General features: G+C 60.5%; 19 protein-coding genes. 5 read left to right on the top strand and 14 right to left on the bottom strand.

Annotated elements, in window-relative coordinates; all coding sequences use genetic code 11:
* Window positions 1-94 precede the first annotated feature (94 nt).
* From ACA070_RS27150 to leuS, 5 genes are all read right to left on the bottom strand, one after another.
* Window positions 95-1,417, bottom strand: a complete 1,323-nt coding sequence (locus ACA070_RS27150) for a lytic murein transglycosylase (RefSeq protein WP_497449042.1) — start codon at window positions 1,415-1,417, stop codon at window positions 95-97.
* Window positions 1,418-1,479: 62 nt separating this feature from the next.
* A complete protein-coding gene (gene arfA / locus ACA070_RS27145; RefSeq protein ID WP_497449041.1) occupies window positions 1,480-1,644 on the bottom strand; it encodes an alternative ribosome rescue factor ArfA in 165 nt (54 codons plus the stop codon).
* Between the two features lie 210 nt (window positions 1,645-1,854).
* Entirely contained in the window at window positions 1,855-2,892 is a 1,038-nt protein-coding gene (holA, locus tag ACA070_RS27140) for a DNA polymerase III subunit delta (protein WP_497449040.1), read from the bottom strand.
* Window positions 2,893-2,931: 39 nt separating this feature from the next.
* Window positions 2,932-3,537, bottom strand: a complete 606-nt coding sequence (locus ACA070_RS27135) for an LPS-assembly lipoprotein LptE (protein ID WP_497449039.1) — start codon at window positions 3,535-3,537, stop codon at window positions 2,932-2,934.
* Between the two features lie 89 nt (window positions 3,538-3,626).
* Complete coding sequence (gene leuS / locus ACA070_RS27130; RefSeq protein ID WP_497449038.1) at window positions 3,627-6,233, bottom strand: leucine--tRNA ligase; 2,607 nt, start codon at window positions 6,231-6,233, stop codon at window positions 3,627-3,629.
* Between the two features lie 257 nt (window positions 6,234-6,490).
* On the opposite strand from leuS, the gene ACA070_RS27125 reads away from it, so the two are divergent.
* Both ACA070_RS27125 and ACA070_RS27120 read left to right on the top strand, forming a co-directional pair.
* On the top strand, window positions 6,491-6,811 hold the full coding sequence (locus tag ACA070_RS27125; protein WP_497449037.1) for a hypothetical protein: 321 nt from the start codon (window positions 6,491-6,493) through the stop codon (window positions 6,809-6,811).
* A gap of 106 nt (window positions 6,812-6,917) precedes the next feature.
* Window positions 6,918-7,679, top strand: coding sequence for a YdcF family protein (locus tag ACA070_RS27120; protein ID WP_497449036.1), 762 nt, complete (start codon window positions 6,918-6,920; stop codon window positions 7,677-7,679).
* A 124-nt stretch (window positions 7,680-7,803) separates the two neighbouring features.
* Here ACA070_RS27120 and lnt read toward each other — a convergent pair whose 3' ends face one another.
* The 5 genes from lnt to miaB form a co-directional block, all read right to left on the bottom strand.
* The gene (gene lnt, locus ACA070_RS27115) at window positions 7,804-9,327 is read right to left on the bottom strand and encodes an apolipoprotein N-acyltransferase (protein WP_497449035.1); all 1,524 of its coding nucleotides are present in this window, start codon (window positions 9,325-9,327) and stop codon (window positions 7,804-7,806) included.
* A 15-nt stretch (window positions 9,328-9,342) separates the two neighbouring features.
* Complete coding sequence (locus tag ACA070_RS27110) at window positions 9,343-10,182, bottom strand: CorC family transporter (protein WP_109635113.1); 840 nt, start codon at window positions 10,180-10,182, stop codon at window positions 9,343-9,345.
* 5 nt (window positions 10,183-10,187) lie between these two features.
* Window positions 10,188-10,682 (bottom strand): rRNA maturation RNase YbeY, encoded by a 495-nt coding sequence (ybeY, locus tag ACA070_RS27105; RefSeq protein WP_497449034.1) that lies wholly within the window; start codon window positions 10,680-10,682, stop codon window positions 10,188-10,190.
* On the bottom strand, window positions 10,675-11,679 hold the full coding sequence (locus ACA070_RS27100) for a PhoH family protein (RefSeq protein WP_497449033.1): 1,005 nt from the start codon (window positions 11,677-11,679) through the stop codon (window positions 10,675-10,677). Before ACA070_RS27100 ends, ybeY begins: the two co-directional genes overlap by 8 nt.
* Window positions 11,680-11,873: 194 nt before the next feature.
* Complete coding sequence (gene miaB, locus ACA070_RS27095; RefSeq protein WP_497449032.1) at window positions 11,874-13,205, bottom strand: tRNA (N6-isopentenyl adenosine(37)-C2)-methylthiotransferase MiaB; 1,332 nt, start codon at window positions 13,203-13,205, stop codon at window positions 11,874-11,876.
* A 134-nt stretch (window positions 13,206-13,339) separates the two neighbouring features.
* Here miaB and ACA070_RS27090 point away from each other — a divergent pair, with 134 nt between their 5' ends.
* A complete protein-coding gene (locus ACA070_RS27090) occupies window positions 13,340-13,669 on the top strand; it encodes a DUF1820 family protein (protein ID WP_007894425.1) in 330 nt (109 codons plus the stop codon).
* 164 nt (window positions 13,670-13,833) lie between these two features.
* Here the strand turns inward: ACA070_RS27090 and ACA070_RS27085 are convergent, their stop codons facing one another.
* The 4 genes from ACA070_RS27085 to ACA070_RS27070 form a co-directional block, all read right to left on the bottom strand.
* Window positions 13,834-14,388: a tetratricopeptide repeat protein gene (locus tag ACA070_RS27085; protein ID WP_497449031.1), complete on the bottom strand. Its 555-nt coding sequence runs from the start codon at window positions 14,386-14,388 to the stop codon at window positions 13,834-13,836.
* A 225-nt stretch (window positions 14,389-14,613) separates the two neighbouring features.
* Window positions 14,614-15,897, bottom strand: coding sequence for a glutamate-1-semialdehyde 2,1-aminomutase (gene hemL, locus ACA070_RS27080; RefSeq protein WP_462025261.1), 1,284 nt, complete (start codon window positions 15,895-15,897; stop codon window positions 14,614-14,616).
* Window positions 15,898-15,912: 15 nt separating this feature from the next.
* The gene (thiE, locus tag ACA070_RS27075; protein ID WP_497449030.1) at window positions 15,913-16,536 is read right to left on the bottom strand and encodes a thiamine phosphate synthase; all 624 of its coding nucleotides are present in this window, start codon (window positions 16,534-16,536) and stop codon (window positions 15,913-15,915) included.
* Between the two features lie 32 nt (window positions 16,537-16,568).
* Window positions 16,569-17,366: a hydroxymethylpyrimidine/phosphomethylpyrimidine kinase gene (locus ACA070_RS27070; protein ID WP_403102581.1), complete on the bottom strand. Its 798-nt coding sequence runs from the start codon at window positions 17,364-17,366 to the stop codon at window positions 16,569-16,571.
* 453 nt (window positions 17,367-17,819) lie between these two features.
* Between ACA070_RS27070 and ACA070_RS27065 the strand changes: the two genes are divergently transcribed.
* A complete protein-coding gene (locus tag ACA070_RS27065; RefSeq protein ID WP_497449029.1) occupies window positions 17,820-20,204 on the top strand; it encodes a hybrid sensor histidine kinase/response regulator in 2,385 nt (794 codons plus the stop codon).
* 73 nt (window positions 20,205-20,277) lie between these two features.
* Window positions 20,278-21,927, top strand: coding sequence for an acyl-CoA dehydrogenase family protein (locus tag ACA070_RS27060; RefSeq protein WP_497449028.1), 1,650 nt, complete (start codon window positions 20,278-20,280; stop codon window positions 21,925-21,927).
* Window positions 21,928-22,095: the final 168 nt, after the last annotated feature.

Below are 22,095 nucleotides of genomic sequence, written 5' to 3'. Positions count from 1 at the left end.
CCGGAGCAAGCTCGCTCCCACATTGGATTTGTGAACGACACAAAACCTGTGGGAGCGAGCCTGCTCGCGATGGCGGCAGTCGCCATTCAGCTAACTATCGGCTGCGCAGGCCTTCAAGCAGCTTGTGCGTCGGATACCCGTCCGCTGGCCACCCAAACGACTGCTGTGCACTGCGGATTGCTTTGCGGGTGTTGGCGCCGATAATCCCGTCAGCCGTGCCCGCATCGTAATTCTGCGCGCTCAACAGGCTTTGCAGTTCGATCCGCTCGGTGCGGCTCAACGGCAAATCATCTTTTGGCCACGTTCCGCTGATCAGGCCACCACCATTGAAACGCTCGGACAACAGGCTCACCGCCAATGCATAAGACGACGAGTTGTTGTACTTGAGGATCGCGCGGAAGTTGTCGAGGACCAGGAACGCCGGGCCACTATAACCGGCCGGAAGCAGCAGGGCGGCAGACAGATGTTCGGAACCTGCCGGAACCTGGGCGCCATTGGGCAGCGAGACACCTAACTGTTGCCATTCAGCGACGCTTTTGCGAATCGTGCCGTCGGCCAGAACGTAGTTGAAGCTACCCGGCAACTGCACTTCGAAGCCCCATGGCTGGCCTCTCTGCCAGCCGGAGCTTTGCAGGTAGTGCGCTGTCGACGCCAGAGCATCGGCGGGGCTGTTCCAGATGTCGCGGCGGCCGTCACCGTCGAAGTCCACGGCGTGGGTGTTGTAGGTGGTCGGGATGAACTGGGTCTGGCCCATGGCGCCGGCCCAGGAGCCGAGCATTTTCTCTGGCTCGATATCGCCTTGCTGCAGGATTTGCAGGGCAGCGATCAGTTGCGCATGAGCAAAGCCTGGTCGCCGGCCTTCGTAGGCCAGGGTCGCCAGGGAGTTGATCACGGACTTGCTGCCCTGGAACTGACCGAAGTTACTCTCCATGCCCCACACCGACACCAATGCCTGGCGATCGACGCCGTAGCGCTGTTCGATGCTTTGCAGAATGTCGGCGTATTGGCTGACCAGCGCCTGACCTTTGCGTACCCGCAGTGGCGAGAGTGCGCCATCAAGGTATTCCCATACCGGACGGGAGAATTCGGGCTGGCTGCGATCGGCGCGGATCACGCTGTTGTCCAGGCTGACATTGGCGAAGGCGCGGTCGAACAGATCGGCGCGGATGCCGGCGGCCAGCGCATCCTTGCGGAAACCCGCCTGCCATTCGGCGAAGGTCTGGGTGGGCTGGATGTCGAGGTTTTCACCGGTCGGCACCACGGGCGGAATGACCGCAGGGGCTGTCGCGACGGGAAGGGTCTGAAGCGGCTGGGCGTCGGCGGCGGTCGGTTTTTCCGCGCAGGCGACAAGCAAAATGAGGCTGGAGGCAGCGATCAGTTGGCGCAGGGGCCAACGATGGGAAAGACAAAGGGGCATGCACAGGTCCAGGGAGTACGAATCAGGTGCAGACCTTAACATGTTGAGCGGACGCTTGCCTTTCAGGCCGCCAGAAAGTAAGAAGCCTCCCAGCTATAAGACTGGAAGGCTTCGCGGCGGTAGCTGCCTTTGCCCTTGCCGGCTCGTTCCTGACGGCTGCGGAACAGTGGCTGGGCGATGATGGATTTGGCCTTGTTCGGGCCATGCTTGGATGGCTTTTTGCTCATGATCAGATCTCTCGATTGAGTGGGTTTTGCGGGGGAAATAATCTGCCGAAGTTGGGGTTCTGTCTAGACCCCACATGGCGTAGGACCTTTCGGACGCCTTCGCGGGCAAGCCTCGCTCCTACAGGTTGGAGTCGTACACATAATTGCGGGTCGACTCAGGCCTGTAGGAGCGAGGCTTGCCCGCGAATGGCCGTTATGCGGTCAAAAATATTACTCGGCGGGTAGCGACAATCTCTGGCCCGCCATCAACAACGACAACCGACTCAAACTCATCCACGGCGACCCGGCCGCCTGACCCTTGATCTGTGCGTCGATGCGCTGCGCTTCCAGCAACAACTGCGCCCAGCGTTGCGCCGGGTAGCGTTGCAGGGCTTTGCTCATCAGCGGTTTGCGCTTGTCCCAGACCGGCGGACGAGCCTGGCTGAAGGCTTTGTCCAGTGGCACACCCTGGCTGTACTGCAGCGAAAGGTTGGCCAGCAGACGCAGTTCCCGCGCCAGCGCCCAGAGAATCACGGGTGGTTCGACGCCTTCACCGCGCAGCCCTTCAAGGATGCGCAGGGCATGGGCGGCTTCACCGTTGAGAATCGCGTCGGTCAGGCCAAAGACATCGAAGCGCGCACTGTCGGCCACCGCCGCTTGCACGGTTTCGACGGTGATCTGGCCACCTTCGGCCATCAGCTTGAGCTTTTCGATTTCCTGGGCAGCGGCCAGCAGGTTGCCTTCGACCCGCGCGGCAATCAGTTCCACGGCGTCCTGGCTGGCAGAAAGCCCGGCCTGGGACAACCGTTGACGAATCCAGCTCGGCAACTGGTTGGCATCCACCGGCCAGATCTGCACGAACTGCGTCTGCTGCCCTTCGACCAGCGCCTTGCCCCACTTGGTTTTCTGTGCGCTGCCATCCAGCTTGGGCAGGCTGATCAGCAGCACCGTGTCTTCGGCCGGTCGCGAGCAGTACTCGATGAACGCGGCGGCACCTTTGTCACCGGGTTTGCCGGACGGCAGACGCAGTTCCAGCAGACGCTTTTCGGCGAACAGCGACATGCTCGCGCCGGCTTGCAGCAACGTACCCCAGTCGAAACTGGCGTCGGCGGCGAAGACCTGGCGTTCGTCGAATCCCTGTTGGCGAGCGGCGGTACGAATGGCGTCAGCGGCTTCCTGGCACAGCAACGGGTCATCGCCACTGATGACGTAGACCGGCGCGAGGGCACCCTGCAGGTGCTTGGCGAGTTGGGCGGGGGCGAGTTTCATAAGAGAGGGCGAACGGGGCGCCTGGGCGCCCCGTAAGTCTTATTGCTGCGGGATTTCGATGGGCGACTGACGCGGGGTTTCCGCTTCAGCCTTCTGCGCTGCTTCCAGTGCCTGGGCTTCGGCTTTTGCCTTGGCGTCGGCGGTCTGTTGCAGCTGGTCCAACTGAGTCGGAGTGAGCTGTGACAGGCGCAGCATCATGCGTTGAACCAGTTCGCGACGGGTTTCTACGCGAGCTGTACTGGCTTCCTGGTCGGAACCCACCAGGTTGTTGCCGTCGTGGATAAAGATCTTCTGCACTTCGAGCTTGTCGCTCAGCAGCGGCAGGTTTTGCGCTCCACGGATGTCGTAGCTCAGCACGGTGCTCACCTGATACTCGCCAGTGCGACCGGCACCGGCGTAGCTGAGGATGCGCTGGCTTTCTTGCTCATCAGCCAGATAAAGCTTGTAAGGTGCGCCGCTGTAGACTTTGACGCCGCTGCTTTCCAGTACCTGGCGCAATTGCGTCACGGTTTCGCCGTAAGCGTTGCGGGCGCTCAGGTCGAGTTCCTTGATCGCCATTTCATTGGTGCCGGTGCCGCGCAGCTGGAAACCGCAGGCGCTCAACAGGACTGCAAGGCCCATCACCAGCAGATTGCGTTTGATCATCTTGTTGCTCCCCTTGAAACCATGTGGGCCGACCGTACGGCCCGAAAGGTTTTACTCGGCGCCAGGCTCACCTGGCGCCTGATCCAATTTTAGCTGGCGACGATATTGACCAGTTTCCCGGGCACTACAATCACTTTACGAATAGTCAGGCCGTCGACGAAGCGCAGCACGTTCTCGTTGACACGGGCAGCGGCTTCGACTTCTTCGCGAGTCGCGGTGGCCGGCATTTCGATCTGGCCGCGTAGCTTGCCGTTGACCTGAATGACCAGCGTCAGGCTGTCCTGCACCAGCGCGGTTTCGTCCACCACCGGCCAGCCGGCGTCGATCACTGGGCCAGTGTGACCCAATTGATTCCACAGCTCGTGGCTGATGTGCGGGGTGATCGGAGCCAGCAGCAACGTCACGGCTTCCAGACCATCGTGAACCAGTGCACGATCCTGTTCGGTGCCTTGCGCGGCTTTTTCCAGCACGTTCATCAGCGTCATCACCTGAGCGATGGCGGTGTTGAATTTGTGGTTCTGGCCGACGTCGTGGCTGGCCTGCTTGATGGCCAGGTGGATCGAACGGCGAATGGCTTTTTGCTCGTCGTTCAGGCTGGCGACGTCCAGTTTGCCCGGCAGGCCCTGAGTGACGTGCGCTTGAGCGAGACGCCAGACGCGCTTGAGGAAGCGGTGCGACCCTTCGACTCCGGAGTCGGACCATTCCGCGCTCATGTCGGGTGGCGAGGCGAACATCATGAACAGGCGGCAGGTGTCTGCACCGAACTGGTCAATCATCGACTGAGGGTCGACGCCGTTGTTCTTCGACTTGGCCATCTTCTCGGTGCCGCCGATTTCCACCGGCAGGCCGTCTGCGATCAGCTTGGCGCTGATAACCTTGGCCTTGCTATCGCGTTCGAGTTCGACGTCCGCCGGGTTGAACCAGGTGTAGGCACCGTTGGCTTCGCGACGATAGTAGGTCTCGGCGATCACCATGCCCTGGGTCAGCAGGTTCTTGAATGGCTCGTTGGAGCTCACCAGGCCTTCGTCGCGCATCAGCTTGTGGAAGAAACGCGCGTAGAGCAGGTGAAGAATGGCGTGTTCGATACCGCCGATGTACTGATCCACCGGCAACCAATGGTCGGCCGCGGATTTTTCCACCAGACCGCCTTCATAGTGCGGCGAGGCGTAACGGGCGTAGTACCACGACGACTCGACGAAGGTGTCCATGGTGTCGGTTTCACGCTTGGCCGGTGCGCCGCATTTCGGGCAAGCGCACTCGTAGAACTCAGGCATGCGCGCCAGAGGCGAACCCGCGCCGTCCGGCACCACGTCTTCCGGCAGCACCACAGGCAATTGATCTTCCGGGACCGGCACATCACCGCAGGTGGTGCAGTGAATGATCGGGATCGGACAGCCCCAGTAGCGCTGACGGCTGATGCCCCAGTCGCGCAGGCGGAACTGGGTACGCGAGGCGCCGAGGCTCTTCTTGATCAGCGCAACTTCGATGGCGTCGAATGCGCCCGCGAAGTCCAGACCGTCGAATTCACCGGAGTTGATCAGCGTGCCGTGCTCGCCGTAGGCGTCTTGCCACGGGGCCGGGTTGGTGTCGCCGGAGCTGGTGCGCACTACGGATTTGATTGGCAGGTTGTACTTGGTGGCGAACTCGAAATCGCGTTCGTCGTGAGCCGGTACAGCCATGACCGCGCCGTCGCCGTAGTGCATCAGCACATAGTTGGCGACCCACACCGGGAGTTTCTCTCCGGTCAGCGGGTGCTCGACGAACAGCGAGGTCGGCAGGCCTTTCTTCTCTTGTGTGGCGACGTCGGCTTCGGCAACGCTGCCGCCCTTGCATTCGGCGATGAACGCTTGCAGCTCAGGGTTGTTCTGCGCGGCCAGGGTGGCCAAAGGGTGTTCGGCGGCCACGGCAACGTAAGTTGCGCCCATCAGGGTGTCCGGACGGGTGGTGAACACCTTCAGCGCGCCGGTTTCGCCGATGGAGTCGACGTTGTACGGGAACTGCACTTCCATGCCGCGGGATTTGCCGATCCAGTTGCGCTGCATGGTCTTGACCTGTTCAGGCCAGCCAGTCAGTTCGTCGAGGCTCTCCAGCAGCTCATCCGCGTAGGCGGTGATCTTGAAGTAGTACATCGGGATTTCGCGCTTTTCGATCAGCGCGCCGGAACGCCAGCCGCGACCGTCGATCACCTGTTCGTTGGCCAGAACGGTCTGGTCGACAGGGTCCCAGTTCACGGTGCCGCTTTTTTTGTAAATCACGCCTTTTTCGAACAGGCGAGTGAACAGCCATTGTTCCCAGCGGTAGTAATCAGGCTTGCAGGTGGTCACCTCGCGGGACCAGTCCACCGCCAGGCCCAAGCTGCGCAGCTGGGTTTTCATGTAGGCGATGTTTTCGTAGGTCCATTTGGCGGGCGCTACGTTGTTCTTCATCGCGGCGTTTTCCGCCGGCATGCCGAAGGCATCCCAACCCATGGGTTGCAGGACGTTCTTGCCTTGCATGCGCTGATAGCGGGAGATCACGTCGCCGATGGTGTAGTTGCGCACGTGCCCCATGTGTAGCTTGCCGCTGGGGTAAGGGAACATCGACAGGCAGTAGAAAGTCTCCTTGCCTGGCTGTTCACTGACTTCAAAGGACTTTTGCTCGTCCCAGAACGACTGGGCGGCGGCTTCGATTTCACGGGGCTGATATTGTTCGTGCATGGCTACTTTTGAACTGAATAGGGGTGGCCTAATCCTCTTCAATGCAACGCTGGACGGTGACGACGCCAAATTGGCGTTTCGGTGCCCAGACGAGCTGGAAGTGGAGTTACAGGAAGCGCCGTAGCATACATGACCGCGCTCTACCGAGGGAAACCCTGATTGCACCCCGAGGGCCGTTGGTCGCGGCACTCAGCCGGTTTGTTCATGGAAGCTAAGCTCTAAATGGGGAGCGATTCTTATCTTCAATGAGGTGAGGGATGGTTGAGTCACAGCAAAAAGTCACGAAACCGGTGCTGTACGAAAGACTGATCGATCGTCTGGGGATGGCCCTGGACGCTGCAAAAACCGCTGACCGGCTACGCGATGAGCGTCCCTTGGAGCTGGAACTGCGTGGGTTGAGCCCCGCAGAGTTTGCACTGGTCAAAGCCTATCTGGATCGCAGTGAACGTGAAACACACGGATGCTTGTCCGCAGCAGTGAAGCAACTCGACGCACCACGTTCGGCCAAGATCATCTGGCTCAAGGACAAGGCACGTGGCAGGGACTCGGAAAAGGTCCGGTCTCTGCAATTCAAGTAACGGCTGCAAGCCATGACCCATGGTTTATTCAAAGCATAATCCTTCCGCATTTGTTGTCGCATTGCGTCAACCCACTTAGGCTTCGGGCATCTTATGGAGATGCTCGATGCCTTTTCGCTATTTCGTGAAACAACTTCTGTTGCCCCCCGGCATTCTTTTGCTGTTGCTGGCTCTTGCGTGGTGGTTGCGCCGCTCAAGGCCGAGGCTTGCGGGCGTGTGCTTTGCCTTGGGTTTTGGCGGCTTCTTATTTATGAGTTTGCCGGTGGTGGTGCAGTGGGGCGCCAAGGCCCTGGAAAGTGAGCCGCCACTGGCACGCGAGGAGTGGGCCACTCTGGGTCAGCGCGCGGATGCGATTGTGCTGCTGGGTTCCGGGCGTGAGCGGGGCGATATTGCCTGGGGGGCTGATCAGCCGACGGGTATTGGTCTGGAGCGTGAACGATATGCGGCGCGCCTGGCCAAGGCTTCCGGGTTGCCCATTCTCACCAGCGGCGGCCTGCATTACGGCACGCCGCCCACTGAAGCAAAGTTGATGGCAGATTCGCTGCTCGATGATTTTGGCGTGACCGTACGTTGGCAGGAAGGACGCAGCCGCACGACCTGGGAGAACGCGCAGTTCAGCGCTGAGGTGTTGCTCCCACAGGGAATCAAGCGGGTGGTGGTGGTCACTCAAGCCTGGCACATGCCGCGATCGGTCTGGAGCTTTAAGCAAGCAGGATTTGAAGTGGTGCCGGCGCCGGTGGGGTTTTTAGGCGTGGACAATGCCCGACCGCTGGGTGGCTGGATGCCGGAATTCAAGTCGATCTGGCAGAGCGGGCAGTTGTTGAATGAGGCGGTGGGGCAGATCGGTTACTCGATGTTTTACCGATAGTTATATCGAGCGAAAACCTGTGGCGAGGGAGCTTGCTCCCGCTGGACTGCGCAGCAGTCCTATTTTTGGGGGCGCTGCGCGACCCAGCGGGAGCAAGCTCCCTCGCCACAAAAGCTCGCCAGTCTCAGACAGTCTTGGCCATCCGGTTCGCCACCAATGCCCAGCCAAACAACAACACGCAAACGATGATCAGCGGCCACGAACGCCATTCCAGATAAGGCGTGAGGTTGTGCATTGGCACGACTTCGCCGTACAGGATGCCGCGTTCGAACTGCGGAATCTGCACGGTGATCTGACCGAACGGGTTGATCAGGCCGGTCACGCCGTTGTTGGTGGCGCGGATCATCCAGCGGCCCGCCTCAAGCGCGCGCATCTGCGCCATCTGCAAATGTTGCAACGGGCCGATGGAGGTGCCAAACCAGGTGTCGTTGCTGATGGTCAGCAGCAAATCACTGCGAGCCGCCAGGCTGGCGGCGAACTCCGGGTAGACCACTTCGTAGCAGATGAACGGTGCGATCTGATAGCCCTTGGCTTGCAGCATGGCCTGGTCAGCCGGGCCGCGGGCAAAGTCGGACATCGGCAGGTCGAAAAACGCGATCAGCCCGCGCAACACATCCTGCAACGGAACGTATTCGCCAAACGGCACCAGCTTCTGCTTGAGATAGGTGCCATCGCCTTCACCAAGGACGGTAATGCCGTTGAAGAAGCGTTTCTCGTGTCGGACTTCCTGGCGGATCGGTACGCCGGTAATCAGCGCAGATTTACGCTCTGCGGCGAAATTTCCCATCATGTTCAGGTAGCCCTCGGCGGACTCCTTGAGCACCGGGACGGCCGTTTCCGGCCAGATCAGCAGGTCGACTGGTTTGGAGCTGAAGCTCATGTCGCGGTACAGCGCCAGCTGCGCGTTGAGCTGCGCCGGGTCCCACTTCATGCTTTGTTCGATATTGCCCTGAATGGCGGCGACGCTCAGCGCCGGGCCCGCCGGGCTGGTCCATGCGTGTTCTTTCAACGCCATGCCAGCCACCCAAGGGCCGGCCAGCAGCAACACGCCCGCGGCGATGAAACCTTTACGGCCCGTGCGTACCAGGCGTAAAGCGTTGTAGATCAACGCAGCCGTCAGTGCCAGCGTGAAGGAAATCAGCCACATTCCACCGACAGGCGCGAGCCCGGCCAACGGGCCGTCGAGCTGGCTGTAGCCGGAGTAGAGCCACGGGAAACCGGTGAGAAACCAGCCACGAAACGCTTCCTGGCCGACCCACAGCGCCGCGAACGCCAAGGCATCCGCCAACGGCGCTTCGTTACGACGCAGCCAGCGCGCCCAAATCCAGGCGGGCAGGGCGAAGAACCAGGCAATCGCCGCCGTGAAGATCAGCATCAGGAAACCGGCCAGCAGCACTGAAGCGCCGCCGAAGTGGTGGATGCTGTAATAGATCCAGCTGGTGCCGGCGCCAAACAGGCCGAAACCGAAACACCAGCCACGGCCCAGGGCCTGACGGGGACTCAGTTCACGCAAGCCGGCGTAGAAGAAGCCGACCGCCAGCAATGCCAACGGCCAGATATCGAACGGCGCCAGGGCCAGGGTGGTGAGTGCACCGGCCGCCACGGCCAGCAGGTTACCGGGCCAGCCGGGGCGGGTTATCCAGCGCATTTCTATCCTTAGTTTTTACCGAGCAATAGGCGTCAGGCGAAGCAAGTGAATCCGACGGCTGTCGGCGTTCAGGATGCGGAAGCGATAAGGGCCGATTTCAGTGATTTCGTTGCGTTTTGGCAAGTGGCCGAACGCGCTCATCACCAGACCGCCAACGGTGTCGAACTCGTCGTTGGAGAATTCGCTGTCGAAGAACTCGTTGAAGTTCTCGATCGGCGTCAGGGCCTTGATCAGGAAGTCACCGCTTGGGAGAGGCTTGATGTAGCTGTCTTCTTCGACGTCGTGCTCGTCTTCGATGTCGCCGACGATTTGTTCCAGTACGTCTTCGATGGTCACCAGGCCTGCCACGCCGCCGTATTCGTCAATGACGATGGCCATGTGGTTATGGTTGGCGCGGAATTCACGCAGCAGCACGTTCAGACGCTTGGACTCGGGCACGAAGGTGGCCGGACGCAGCAGATCCTTGATGTTGAAGCTGTCGCCATTCTCCTTGAGGATCAATGGCAGCAAGTCCTTGGCCAGCAACACGCCCATCACGTCATCGTGGCTTTCGCCGATGACCGGGTAGCGGGAGTGGGCCGAGTCGACCACGGCAGGCAGAAACTCGCGAGGTGTCTGGGTCGCCTTGATGCTGATCATCTGCGAGCGCGGGACCATGATGTCCCGTACTTGCAGGTCCGCAACCTGGATGGCGCCTTCGACGATGGCCAGCGCTTCGCTGTCCAGCAACTTGTTCTGATGTGCATCGCGCAGCAGCTCCAGCAGCTCCTGGCGGTTCTTCGGCTCGTGGGCAAAAGCCTGGGTGAGCTTACCCAGCCAAGACTTTTGCCCGTTGCTCGATCGATCTTCGCTCATAGCGATTACTCTGAATCCTTTGTTGTCACGGTAGGGGTTGTGTCTGTTTCGTCGTCCGCATACGGGTCGGGAAAGCCCAACTCAGCAAGCAACGTTCGTTCCAGTGCTTCCATCTCTTCGGCTTCGTCGTCATCTATATGGTCGTAACCCAGCAGATGCAAGCAGCCGTGAATCACCAGATGCGCCCAATGGGCCTTTAGTTCCTTGCCTTGTTCGGCAGCTTCGCGCTCGACCACGGCCACGCAGATCACCAGATCGCCCAGCAGCGGGATGTCGAGAAACTCGTCAGGCACATCGGCAGGAAACGACAGGACGTTAGTGGCGTAATCCTTCTGCCGCCAGGTGTGGTTCAGTTCGCGGGCCTCTTCTTCATCGACCAGGCGAATGGTCATTTCAGAGTCGGCGGTGCGCTGGCGCAGGGCCAGTTCGCACCATTGGCGGAACTCGGCTTCGCTGGGGGCAGGCGCTTGGGTAGCCAGTTGCAGATCAAGCTCAAGCATCGCGGCGACTGTCCTTTGGCGTTTCGTCTGCCACGCGATTCTCGAAGCGCTCGTAGGCTTCGACGATGCGTTGCACCAGTGGATGGCGCACAACGTCCTTGGACTCGAAATGGGTGAAGCTGATGCCCGGCACGTCCTTGAGCACTTCAATCACATGGTGCAGCCCGGATTTGGTGCCTTTCGGCAGGTCGACCTGGGTGATGTCACCGGTGATGACGGCCGTGGAGCCGAAGCCGATCCGGGTCAGGAACATCTTCATCTGTTCGACGGTGGTGTTCTGGCTTTCATCGAGGATGATGAAACTGTTGTTGAGCGTGCGACCGCGCATGTAGGCCAGTGGCGCCACTTCAATGACCTGGCGCTCGATCAGTTTGGCGACGTGTTCGAAGCCAAGCATCTCGTAGAGTGCGTCGTAGAGCGGGCGCAGGTACGGGTCGATCTTTTGCGACAGGTCGCCCGGCAGGAAGCCGAGCTTTTCGCCCGCTTCAACCGCCGGGCGGACCAGCAGAATGCGGCGAATCTGCTCGCGTTCCAGCGCGTCTACCGCGCAGGCAACGGCCAGATAGGTCTTGCCGGTACCGGCCGGGCCGATGCCGAAATTGATGTCGTTACCGAGGATTTCCTTCACATAGCGCAGTTGATTCAAGCCGCGAGGGCGAATCATGCCTTTTTTGGTGCGCAGGGCGACGGAGGGTTCGGACGGGGAGACGTTGTCCAGCTCTTCAACGGCCGATTCCTGCAGGAACAGGTGAACCATGTCCGGCGACAGCTCGGTACCCTTGGTTTCCCGGTACAGACGGCGCAGGAGGTTTTCCGCGGAGGTGGTGTGTTTTGGATCGCCGATCAGCTCGAACTGGTTTCCGCGGTTGCGGATCTCGATGGTCAGGCGCTGTTCGATCAAGCGCAGATGCTCGTCGAACTGCCCGCACAGATTGGCGAAGCGACGGGCCTCAAAGGGCTCGAGGATAAAACGATGTGGTTCTATGGGTGCGTTCAAGGTCGTATTTAGCCGCCCTGGGGCAATTAAGATGAAATCAAGGATAACGCCAGTGGGCTGGGTGCGAAAGCTCTTAAATAAATCGACCTGACACTCCCCGATTCTGTAGGAGCCGGCTTGCTGGCGATGCGCGCACCGCGGTGCATCAGGATGACCGAGTTATCGTTCATCGCCAGCAAGCCGGCTCCTACAAGTTACGCAGTGATCAGCGAGCCCCGCAGCGAGTGCGGCTGTGCGGCATCGATGTGCACATCGGCGAACTGGCCAATCAAGGTCGGATTGTCGCAGCGGAAGTTGACGATCCGGTTATTCTCGGTCCGGCCTTGCAGCTCGCCAGGGTCTTTTTTCGAGTAATCGGTCACCAGGATCCGCTGGATCGACCCGACCATTTGTCGGCTGATCTCGAAGCCTTGCTGGTTCAGGCGATGTTGCAGTGCATTCAGGCGTTCTTTTTTCAGTTCTTCCGGTGTCTCGTCGGCCAGGTCCGCCGCTGGAGTACCCGGGCGCTGGCTATAAACGAACGAGTAGGAGAAGTCGAAACCGACGTCTTCGATCAGCTTCATGGTTTGTTCGAAGTCTTTCTCGGTCTCGCCCGGGAAGCCGACGATAAAGTCCGAGCTGATGCAGATCCCCGGCACGGCGGCGCGCAGTTTGCGCAGTTTGGATTTGTATTCCAGCGCGGTGTGGTTGCGTTTCATCGCCGAGAGAATGCGGTCCGAACCCGATTGCACCGGCAAGTGCAGGTGTTTCACCAGTTCCGGCACATCGGCGTGGGCCTGGATCAGGCTGTCGGAGAATTCCAGGGGGTGCGAGGTGGTATAGCGAATCCGGTCGATGCCATCGACAGCGGCTACAACGCGAATCAGCTCGGCGAGATCCGCCAGGCGTCCGTCGTGAGTCTTCCCGCGATAGCCGTTAACGTTCTGGCCCAGCAGCGTCACTTCCCGCACGCCGTTTTCCGCCAGGTGAATGATCTCGGCGATCACGTCATCAAACGGCCGGCTGACCTCTTCGCCGCGGGTATAAGGCACCACGCAGAACGTGCAGTACTTGCTGCAACCTTCCATGACCGACACATAAGCGCTCGGGCCATCGATGCGAGGCTCGGGCAAATGGTCGAATTTTTCGATTTCCGGGAACGAGACGTCGACTTGCGGCAACTTGGTGGCGCGCGCGGCGTCGATCATTTCCGGCAGGCGGTGCAGGGTCTGCGGGCCGAAGACCACATCAACATAGGGTGCGCGATCGCGGATGGCCGCGCCTTCCTGGCTGGCCACGCAACCGCCGACGGCGATCACCATGTCCGGGTTGGCCAGTTTCAGTTCGCGCCAGCGGCCGAGCTGGGAATACACCCGGTCCTGGGCGCGTTCACGAATGGAGCAGGTGTTGAGCAGGATCACGTCGGCGTCTTCAGCGCGAGCGGTAACTTCCAGGGCCTGATGTTCACCCAGCAGATCGACCATGCGCGAGCTGTCGTACTCGTTCATCTGGCAACCGTGGGTTTCGATGTAAAGCTTCTTGGCCATGGATACAGTCATCACGTGATTCAAAGAACCGCGCATTATAGGGAACATGTCCCCAGGTTCCTACCGCTGTGCGTCCGGCGGCTATGCTATAGTTCGCGCCCTCATTTTTATCCCCGATGTGTTGCCCGCCCACCATGACCAAACGTGAAGCCCCAATCTACAAGGTGATTTTCCTCAACCAGGGCCAGGTGTACGAAATGTATGCCAAGCAGATCTATCAAAGTGATCTGTGGGGCTTCCTGGAAGTGGAAGAGTTCGTCTTTGGCGAGCGCACGCAAGTGGTCGTCGACCCGAGCGAAGAGAAGTTGAAAGCTCAGTTCGAGGGCGTGGTGCGCAGTTTCGTGCCGATGCATTCGATTGTGCGCATCGACGAAGTGGAACGACTGGGCACACCGAAAATCAGCGAAGCCCGCGGCGCGGTCGGCAATGTCATGCCGTTTCCGATGCCGATGCCTGAGAAGTAGGCCTCTGTGGCGAGGGAGCTTGCTCCCGCTCGGCTGCGAAGCAGTCGTAGAACCTAAGAATGCAGTGTGCCAGACAGTCTGTGATTGCAGGATTCAGGGCCGCTTCGCGCCCCAGCGGGAGCAAGCTCCCTCGCCACAAAAGCCCGCCAGCCTGTCAGCAGAATTCAGGGAAGTGGCGAGAAAGGCGTACGCCCATCGGCGCTCTGCAATTCCATCAGGTATTTGCGAAAGATTTGCCCGAGCACTTGAGTCGCCACCTCAAGATCTTCGCGCGGCATCTTCTCGGCCACTTCGTCGGCCGTATCCAGCGCATCTTCAGCGCCGTTGACTGCGGCCATTTTCAGCACGATATACGCCTGAACGTTATTGGCCGGCACGCCTTCGCCGTGAAAGAACATGGTGCCGAGTTTGAATTGCGCCTGGGCGTGGCCTTGCAGCGAGGCCTTTTCGAAATAGCCCAGGGCTATTTTGAGATCGCGCGGGGTGCTTTTACCGTCGTAGTAGAACTCACCCAACTCGTATTGCGCTTGCGCATCCCCTTCATCCGACGCTTTCTGGCAGGCGGCGAGCGCTTGCGTCAGGTCTTGCGGCTGAGTATTGAGGGTGCAGCGACCCATCGCTGGGATTAACAACGAGTTGCCGCCTGCTTGTGCGAGCGCGAGCAGGGGCTGAAGGAGCAACAGGCAGCCCAGTGCAAGGGCGCGGCCGGTGCGGTTCATGGGAATCGACTTACCTCTGAAGGGCGCGCGGACCCATCGAGGGGATCCAATAAGCGCGCATTATGAAATAAGCAGGGCCAACCTTACAAAGTCTTTACTCGTTTTTCTGCTGCGCGGGGAATATATCGCCCCATTTGCGGGAGATTATTAGCAGAAGCACAGGAATAAGAGTGCAAATCCAGGTGAAAGCTGACGCTGGCAATCGCCAACGTCAGCGGCACAACGTTATTTCAATGCAGCGAATGCACGCTCGGCGGCATCCAGCGTCAGTTTCAGCTCGGTGTCGCCATGGGCAATCGAGGTGAAACCGGCTTCGAAAGCACTCGGCGCCAGGTACACGCCGCCTTCGAGCATCAAGTGGAAGAAGCGACCGAACAGTGCTGCGTCGCTGGCCATCACGTCATCGAAGGTGACGATGTCGTCGGCACCGCTGAAGTACAGACCAAACATACCGCCGGCCTGAGTCGTCACGAACGGAATGCCCGCGGCATCGGCGCGCTGTTGCAGACCATCGAGCAGGCGGCTGGTGTAGTCGCTCAGTTCGTCGTGGAAGCCAGGACGGCTGATCAGACGCAACGTCGTCAGGCCCGCAGCCATCGCCAGCGGGTTACCGGACAAGGTGCCAGCCTGGTAGACCGGACCCAGTGGCGCGATGTGCGACATGATTTCGCGCTTGCCGCCGAAGCAACCGACCGGCATGCCCCCGCCGATAATCTTGCCGAAAGTGCTCAGGTCCGGCGTCACGCCGAAGTGCGCTTGGGCACCGCCGAGGGCGACACGGAAACCGGTCATCACTTCGTCGAAAATCAGCACCACGCCGTGCTTGTCGCACAGGGTCCGCAAGCCTTCGAGGAAACCTGGCGCCGGCGGTACGCAGTTCATGTTGCCAGCAACCGGCTCGACGATGATGCAGGCCACGTCCTGGCCGACGTCGGCGAGCATGGTTTCGACCGCGTCGATGTCGTTGAACGGCAAGGTCAGGGTGTGCTTGGCGAAATCCGCCGGCACACCGGCCGAGCTCGGCACGCCTTGGGTCAGAGCGCCGGAACCGGCCTTGACCAGCAGGCTGTCGGAGTGACCGTGGTAGCAACCTTCAAACTTGATGATGTTGTCGCGGCCGGTGAAACCACGGGCCAGACGGATGGCGCTCATGGTCGCTTCGGTGCCGGAGCTGACCATGCGCACCATTTCCATCGACGGCACGATCGAGCAGACCAGGTCCGCCATCTCTGTTTCCATCGCGGTCGGGGCGCCGTAGGACAGGCCGTGTTCCAGCTGTTTACGCACAGCGTCCAGTACGTCCGGGTGGCTGTGGCCGAGAATCATCGGGCCCCAGGAACCGACGTAGTCAACGTAGCGCTTGTCGTCTTCGTCGGTGACGTAGGCGCCTTCCGCGTGTTTGAAAAACAACGGCGTGCCGCCCACGCTTTTGAATGCGCGAACAGGCGAGTTCACGCCACCGGGGATGTGTTTCTGGGCATTGGCAAACAGGGTTTCGGAACGAGACATGATCGGGCTCTCAAATCAGATTTTCAGTAATTCATTAAAGGCGCGGGCACGGCGGGTCACTTCAGCCGTGCTGTCGGCGCCAAACAGACCATGAACCACCGCCAGCAAGTCGACCCCGTGGGCCACCAGCGGCGCGGCGTTGTCCAGGGTGATGCCGCCAATCGCGCAGATCGGCAGGTGCAGTTTGCTGCGGGCCTGGTCGAGCAGTTCAAGACTGCACGTCGGTGCGCCGGGTTTGGTATTTGAATTGAAGAAGCGACCGAAGGCGACATAGCTCGCGCCTTCCTTGGCCGCTTGTTCGGCGAGTTCGAGTTGCGCGTGGCAGGTTGAACCGATGATCGCCTTGGAGCCGAGCAGGGCGCGGGTCGGAGACAACGGGCCATCGGTCTGGCCCAGGTGTACGCCAACGTTCAAGCGAGCGGCCAGTTCGGCGTCGTCGTTGATGATCAGCTGAGTCTTGTAGCGGTCGCACAGATCGCGCAGGGCTTCGGCCTCTCGCAAACGCCGGGCCTCGTCGCTGCTCTTGTCGCGGTATTGCAGCAGGGTGACGCCGCCTTCCAGCGCCGCCTCCACGTACGAAAGAAATTTACCGGCCAGCAACTGGCTGTCGGTAATGGCGTACAGGCCACGTAGTTTCATCGGACAAGCCTCACCGCAGTGCGAATAGAAAGTTACGAACAGAAATCCAGCGGCAAGCGACGCGGCACGAACTGGCCTTTGCCCAGCTGCTCTGCATCACGCAGGGTACGCCAAGTGTAGTTAAGCGCGGTCTGCACGGCGCTGGCGAGGTTTTCACCCTGAGCCAGGCGGCCGGCGAGGGCGCTGGCCAAGGTGCAACCGGAACCGTGATAACTGCCGGGCAGGCGTTGGCAGGTAAAGGTTTCGCGGTGGCCGTCGCGGCTGTACAGGCGATTGTGGATTTCGTGTTCGTCGCCATGGCCGCCGGTGATCAGCAGGTGTTTGACGAACGGCAGGAGTTTTTCAGCGCACTCGTCCGCGGTGCCTTCTGGCAGTTCGGCGAGGATGCGAGCTTCGGGAAGGTTAGGTGTGGCGATGATGGACAGGGGCAGCAGGCGTTCGCGCATGGCGTAGCCGACTTCATCCTTGCCCAGTCGTCCGCCGCCACCGGCGCGCAGCACCGGGTCGCAGACCACCGGCAAATGCGGGTGCGCCGAAAGCAGTTCGACCACGGTGTCGACCATCTCCAGGGAACCGAGCATGCCCAGTTTCACGGCAGCGACTTCGGAGTCGTTGAGCACGGCATTGGCCTGGGCCAGCACCCACTCGCGGTCGAGCACGCGAAAGTCAGTGACGTTGACCGTGTCTTGCACGGTCAGGGCGGTGACGGCCGGGGCCGCATGACAACCCTGGGCGAGCAGGGCTTCGATATCTGCCTGCAAGCCGGCGCCACCACTTGGGTCGTGGCCGGAGAGACAGAGGACAACGGGGCGAGAGCTGTAGATATTCATGGTGCGCGAGCTTACCACCAGTCGACCAGCGAGTCATGAGAGGGACTTGTAGCAGCTGTCGAGCAGCGCGAGGCTGCGTTCGGCGGCGAAGCCGTCGTGAAATCAGGCGATGCGGTCTGTCAGATAGACCGCGTATTCAGGGTTTACGACTGCTTCGTCCGAACGCGGCCCGCACCGAACGCAGCCTCGCGCTGCTCGGCAGCTGCTACAGGATTCGCGTTGCCCGCCGATGCAGAGTCAGGGGACTGATCGAGGCAGCTTGTCTAGCGCAATTGGTGTCTCTGGAACGCCCGTACTAGAGCCTTTGCAGGAAATATTTCAATGGTGCTCAATGGCCATCAACGGCTATGCTAGAGTGGATCCAAACCAATAACAGGTAATACCGGTTTTACGTCTACTCAAAGGGAATGAGGGGCTTCCTGAGATAACCGGACAGGCCACGCTGGGGCTTAAATGCGCTATTTGCTGATATTGCTGTTGTGCTTGCCCCTCATGGCGAGCGCCGTCGAATTCGATGAATTCACCCAGAGCCTTCCCTTGGGCCGGGCCCTGCAGGTGTATGAAGACGCGGGCGGTCAAGCGACCATCGCCGATGTTCGTGCGCAGGCCGCGGCCGGAAACTTCAAGCCCCACGATAAAGCCACCCTCAACGCCGGTTATTCGCGTTCGGCGTTCTGGCTGAAAATCGATCTGCATTACCGTCCGAGCAACCCGGCGGCACAACGGACCTGGCTGCTGGAACTGGCCTATCCGCCTCTTGATCACCTCGATCTTTATTTGCCCGATGCTGGCGGTGACTTTCGTTTGGCCCGGCAAACAGGCGATGCGTTGCCGTTCGCCAGTCGCGAGCTGCGCCAGAACAACTACCTGTTCGATCTGAATTTCACGCCTGACCAGGCGCAAACGGTGTACCTGCGCCTGCAAAGCGAAGGGTCGGTCCAGGCGCCAGTCACCTTGTGGTCGAGCACCGCTTACCTCGAAGAACAGCCGGTCCGCCTTTATGTGCTGGGGCTGATCTATGGCGTGTTGTTGGGGATGCTGGTCTACAACCTGTTCATCTACCTCAGCGTGCGCGACACCAGCTACCTCTATTACATCTTCTACATCGCTTCATTCGGCCTCTATCAGCTGTCGGTAAACGGCGCAGCGGTGGAATATTTCTGGCCCGACAATCCATGGTGGGCCAACGCCGCGACGCCGTTTTTCATCGGTTGCGCAGGACTGTTCGGCAGCCAGTTTGCCCGCAGCTTCTTGCAGACGGCCAGCCACGGTCGCTGGCTCGACCGTTCACTGCTGGCGTTAATTGCATTTAGTGCGGTGGTGATCGGGTTGTCATTGATGGCCAGCTACGCCCTGGCCTTGCGTCTGGCGACAGCCTTGGCGCTGGTCTTCACCGTGGTGATTTTCATCGCCGGGCTGTGCGCCTGGTTGCGTGGCCTGCGGGTGGCGCGGTATTTCATCATCGCCTGGTCGGCGTTCCTGCTCGGCGGCGTCGTCAACACGATGATGGTGTTGGGTTACCTGCCGAACGTGTTCCTGACGATGTATTCCAGCCAGATCGGTTCGGCCATCGAAGTGGCGTTGCTCTCGCTGGCCCTCGCCGATCGCATCAACGCCATGCGCGAGCAGCAGGCGCAGACGCTGTTCGATGCCGGTCAAAAGCTCGAAGTGCTGAACCAGCAATTGGCCCACAGTAACAAGCTCAAGGACGAATTCCTCGCCACCCTGACCCACGAATTGCGCACGCCCATGAACGGTGTGATCGGTTCACTTGAATTGATGCAGACCGTCGAGATGGACCCGGAACTGGAGCAATACCAGCAAACCGCCGCCGGTTCCGCGCGGGACATGATGCGCATGGTCAACGGCATCCTGACCCTGACCGAATTGCAGGCCGGCAAGCTCAAGGTCAGTCCGGCAACCTTCAGTTTGCGTGGCGTGGTCGAAACCTTGCGCGCGCAGTTCGAGGGCAATGCTTCAAGCAAGTCGCTGGACTTCAAAGTCGAAGTGACGCCGGGCCTGCCGGATCGCTTGAACGGCGACAGCGCCAAGCTGGCGCAATGCCTGGAATGCTTGCTGGACAACGCCATCAAGTTCACCCGGGTCGGCGGGCTGGCACTGCGCGTGACGGGCAAACCGGTGGAAAACGGTCGCGTGTCGTTGTCGTTTGCGGTGATCGACACCGGTATCGGTTTCACCGATCTGGGGGAGGCGACGATGTATCAGCGCTTCTTCCAGCTCGACGGTTCCATGACCCGCGAATACGGGGGGCTAGGTGTTGGCCTGGCAATCTGCCGGCAACTGGTCGAATTGCTCGGCGGGCGCCTGACCCATCGCTCCGAACCCGGCAGCGGTAGCCGTTTCCAACTGGACGTCGAGTTCGAACTGCCCGTGGTCGAACGGCCGGCAGTGCCCTTGATGACCCGCGAGTTTGCGCGCCTTCGATTGCCCCAGGACTGCACGGTGCTGCTGGTGGATGACAACAGCATCAATCAATTGGTGATGCGTGGCATGTTGCTCAAGCTCGGCTTCCGGGTGCGCGCCACCGACAGCGGCGCTGCCGCGCTTGATCTCTTGCAGCGAGAAACCTTCGACGCGGTGCTGCTCGATTGTCAGTCGCCGACGCGGGACGGCACCTCACTTTGCTGCCAGATCCGCGCCTTGCCGGGCTGCGCCGAGTTGCCTGTGTTCGTGGTTGCCATGAGCGCCGATCGGGAGCGCTGCCCGACCGGCGCCTTGATCGATTACCTGAGCAAACCGGTGAAATTCGAGGATTTGCAAGCGGCGCTCTATCGGCGGGTACTGTGTTCGGGGCAAGGCGAATGCGCCGACATTTAGGCGGGTATGACACTTTGTTCGGTCAGGGGGCGGTGCTTAACTGAATGCCTTGGCTGATCAAAGGAGCCCCGTCATGAACCTGCATCAGTTCGCCGAAACCCACGAAGTCACTAACCAGCCACCGTCGCTGGACGGCACCAACCTCTATCGCATCGACCTGCCCTTGCAGGAGTGGTCGCGGCGTTTTGGTGCCGGTTGGGCCGAGTCGCGGATCGACGCGTATGGCGCATTGGCCGGCGGGCCGCTGATGGACGCAGGGTTCCTGGCCAATCAGAACAAACCGGTGTTCGTCAGCCATGACCGTTATGGTCATCGCATCGACCTGGTGGAATTTCACCCGGCCTATCACGAGTTAATGCGCACGGCGGTCGAACACGGTCTGACCTCGTTGCCCTGGGCGCATCCGCAACCCGGCGCCCATGTGGCTCGCGCGTCCATGACCTATCTGCACAGCCAGGCCGAAGCCGGCAGTGGCTGCCCGCTGACCATGACCTTCGCCAGCGTCCCGGCGATGCGCCTGCAACCGGATCTGGCCAGGCAGTGGCTGCCGAAAATCCTCTCGACCGAATACGACCCGCGCAATGTCAGCATGGCCCACAAGGCCGGCGTCACCATCGGCATGGCGATGACCGAGAAACAGGGCGGCACCGACGTGCGGGCCAACACCACCAAGGCGTATCCGGTTGGCGCCAGTGGCCCGGGCCAGGCCTATGAGTTGGTGGGTCACAAGTGGTTCTGTTCCGCGCCGATGTGCGATGCCTTTCTGACGTTGGCGCAGACCGACAAGGGTTTGACCTGCTTCCTGCTGCCACGCCATCGCCCGGACGACACCCGCAATCAGTTCTACATCCAGCGCCTGAAGAACAAGCTCGGCAATTGCTCCAATGCCTCCAGCGAGGTGGAGTTCCGCGGTGCGCTGGCGTGGATGGTCGGCGAAGAAGGGCGCGGCGTTCCGACCATCATTGAAATGGTCGCCATGACTCGCTTCGATTGCATGGTCGGTTCAAGCGCCTTGATGCGTCAGGCGCTGACCCAGGCCAGCCATCACTGCGCCCACCGGATGGTTGGCGGCAAATTGCTCAGCGAACAGCCGTTGATGCAGAACGTACTGGCCGATCTGGCGCTGGAAAGCGAAGCGGCCCTGGCCTTGAGCCTGCGCATGGGCAAGGCGCTGGATCATCTGGATGACAGCCATGAAGCGAAATTCGCCCGACTGGTGACGGCGGTGGGCAAGTACTGGATCTGCAAACGCGCGCCCGCAATGATCAACGAATCCGCCGAATGCATGGGCGGTGCCGGTTATGTCGAAGAAAGCATCTTGCCGCGTCTGTACCGTGAGGCGCCGGTCAACTCGACGTGGGAAGGCTCCGGCAACGTGCAATGCCTGGACGTGCTGCGAGCGCTGTCGAAAGAGCCGGGTGTGCTCGATGTGTTGTTCAGCGAATTGGGCGATGGCCACGGAGATAAACGTCTGGCCGCGCACATCAGCCAATTGCAGTCGGCGTTCAAGGACACCAGCGATATTCAGTACCGCGCGCGGCAGCTCACCGAAGACATTGCGTTGGGGCTGCAGGCCAAACTGTTGCTGGAGGCCGGCAACTCGGCTGTCAGCGATGCGTTCATCGCCAGCCGTCTCGGTTCGTCCGGCCGGGTGTATGGCGCGTTGCCGCGTGGACTTGAGGTGGAAGCGATCGTCGCCCGCTCGACCCCGCAAGGATTCTGACCGCGTTCGCATGAACGATACAGATCCACTGTAGGAGCGAGCCTGCTCGCGAATGCGGCGGGACATTCAACATTAATGTGTCTGAACCACCGCTATCGCGAGCAGGCTCGCTCCCACAATGGATCTGCGCTGGACTTGGTATTTGTGTAGTAACCGCTGTTCCCGTGA

The organism is Pseudomonas sp. LBUM1678 (assembly GCF_059695575.1).
This window is presented reverse-complemented; position numbering and strand designations above follow the sequence as displayed.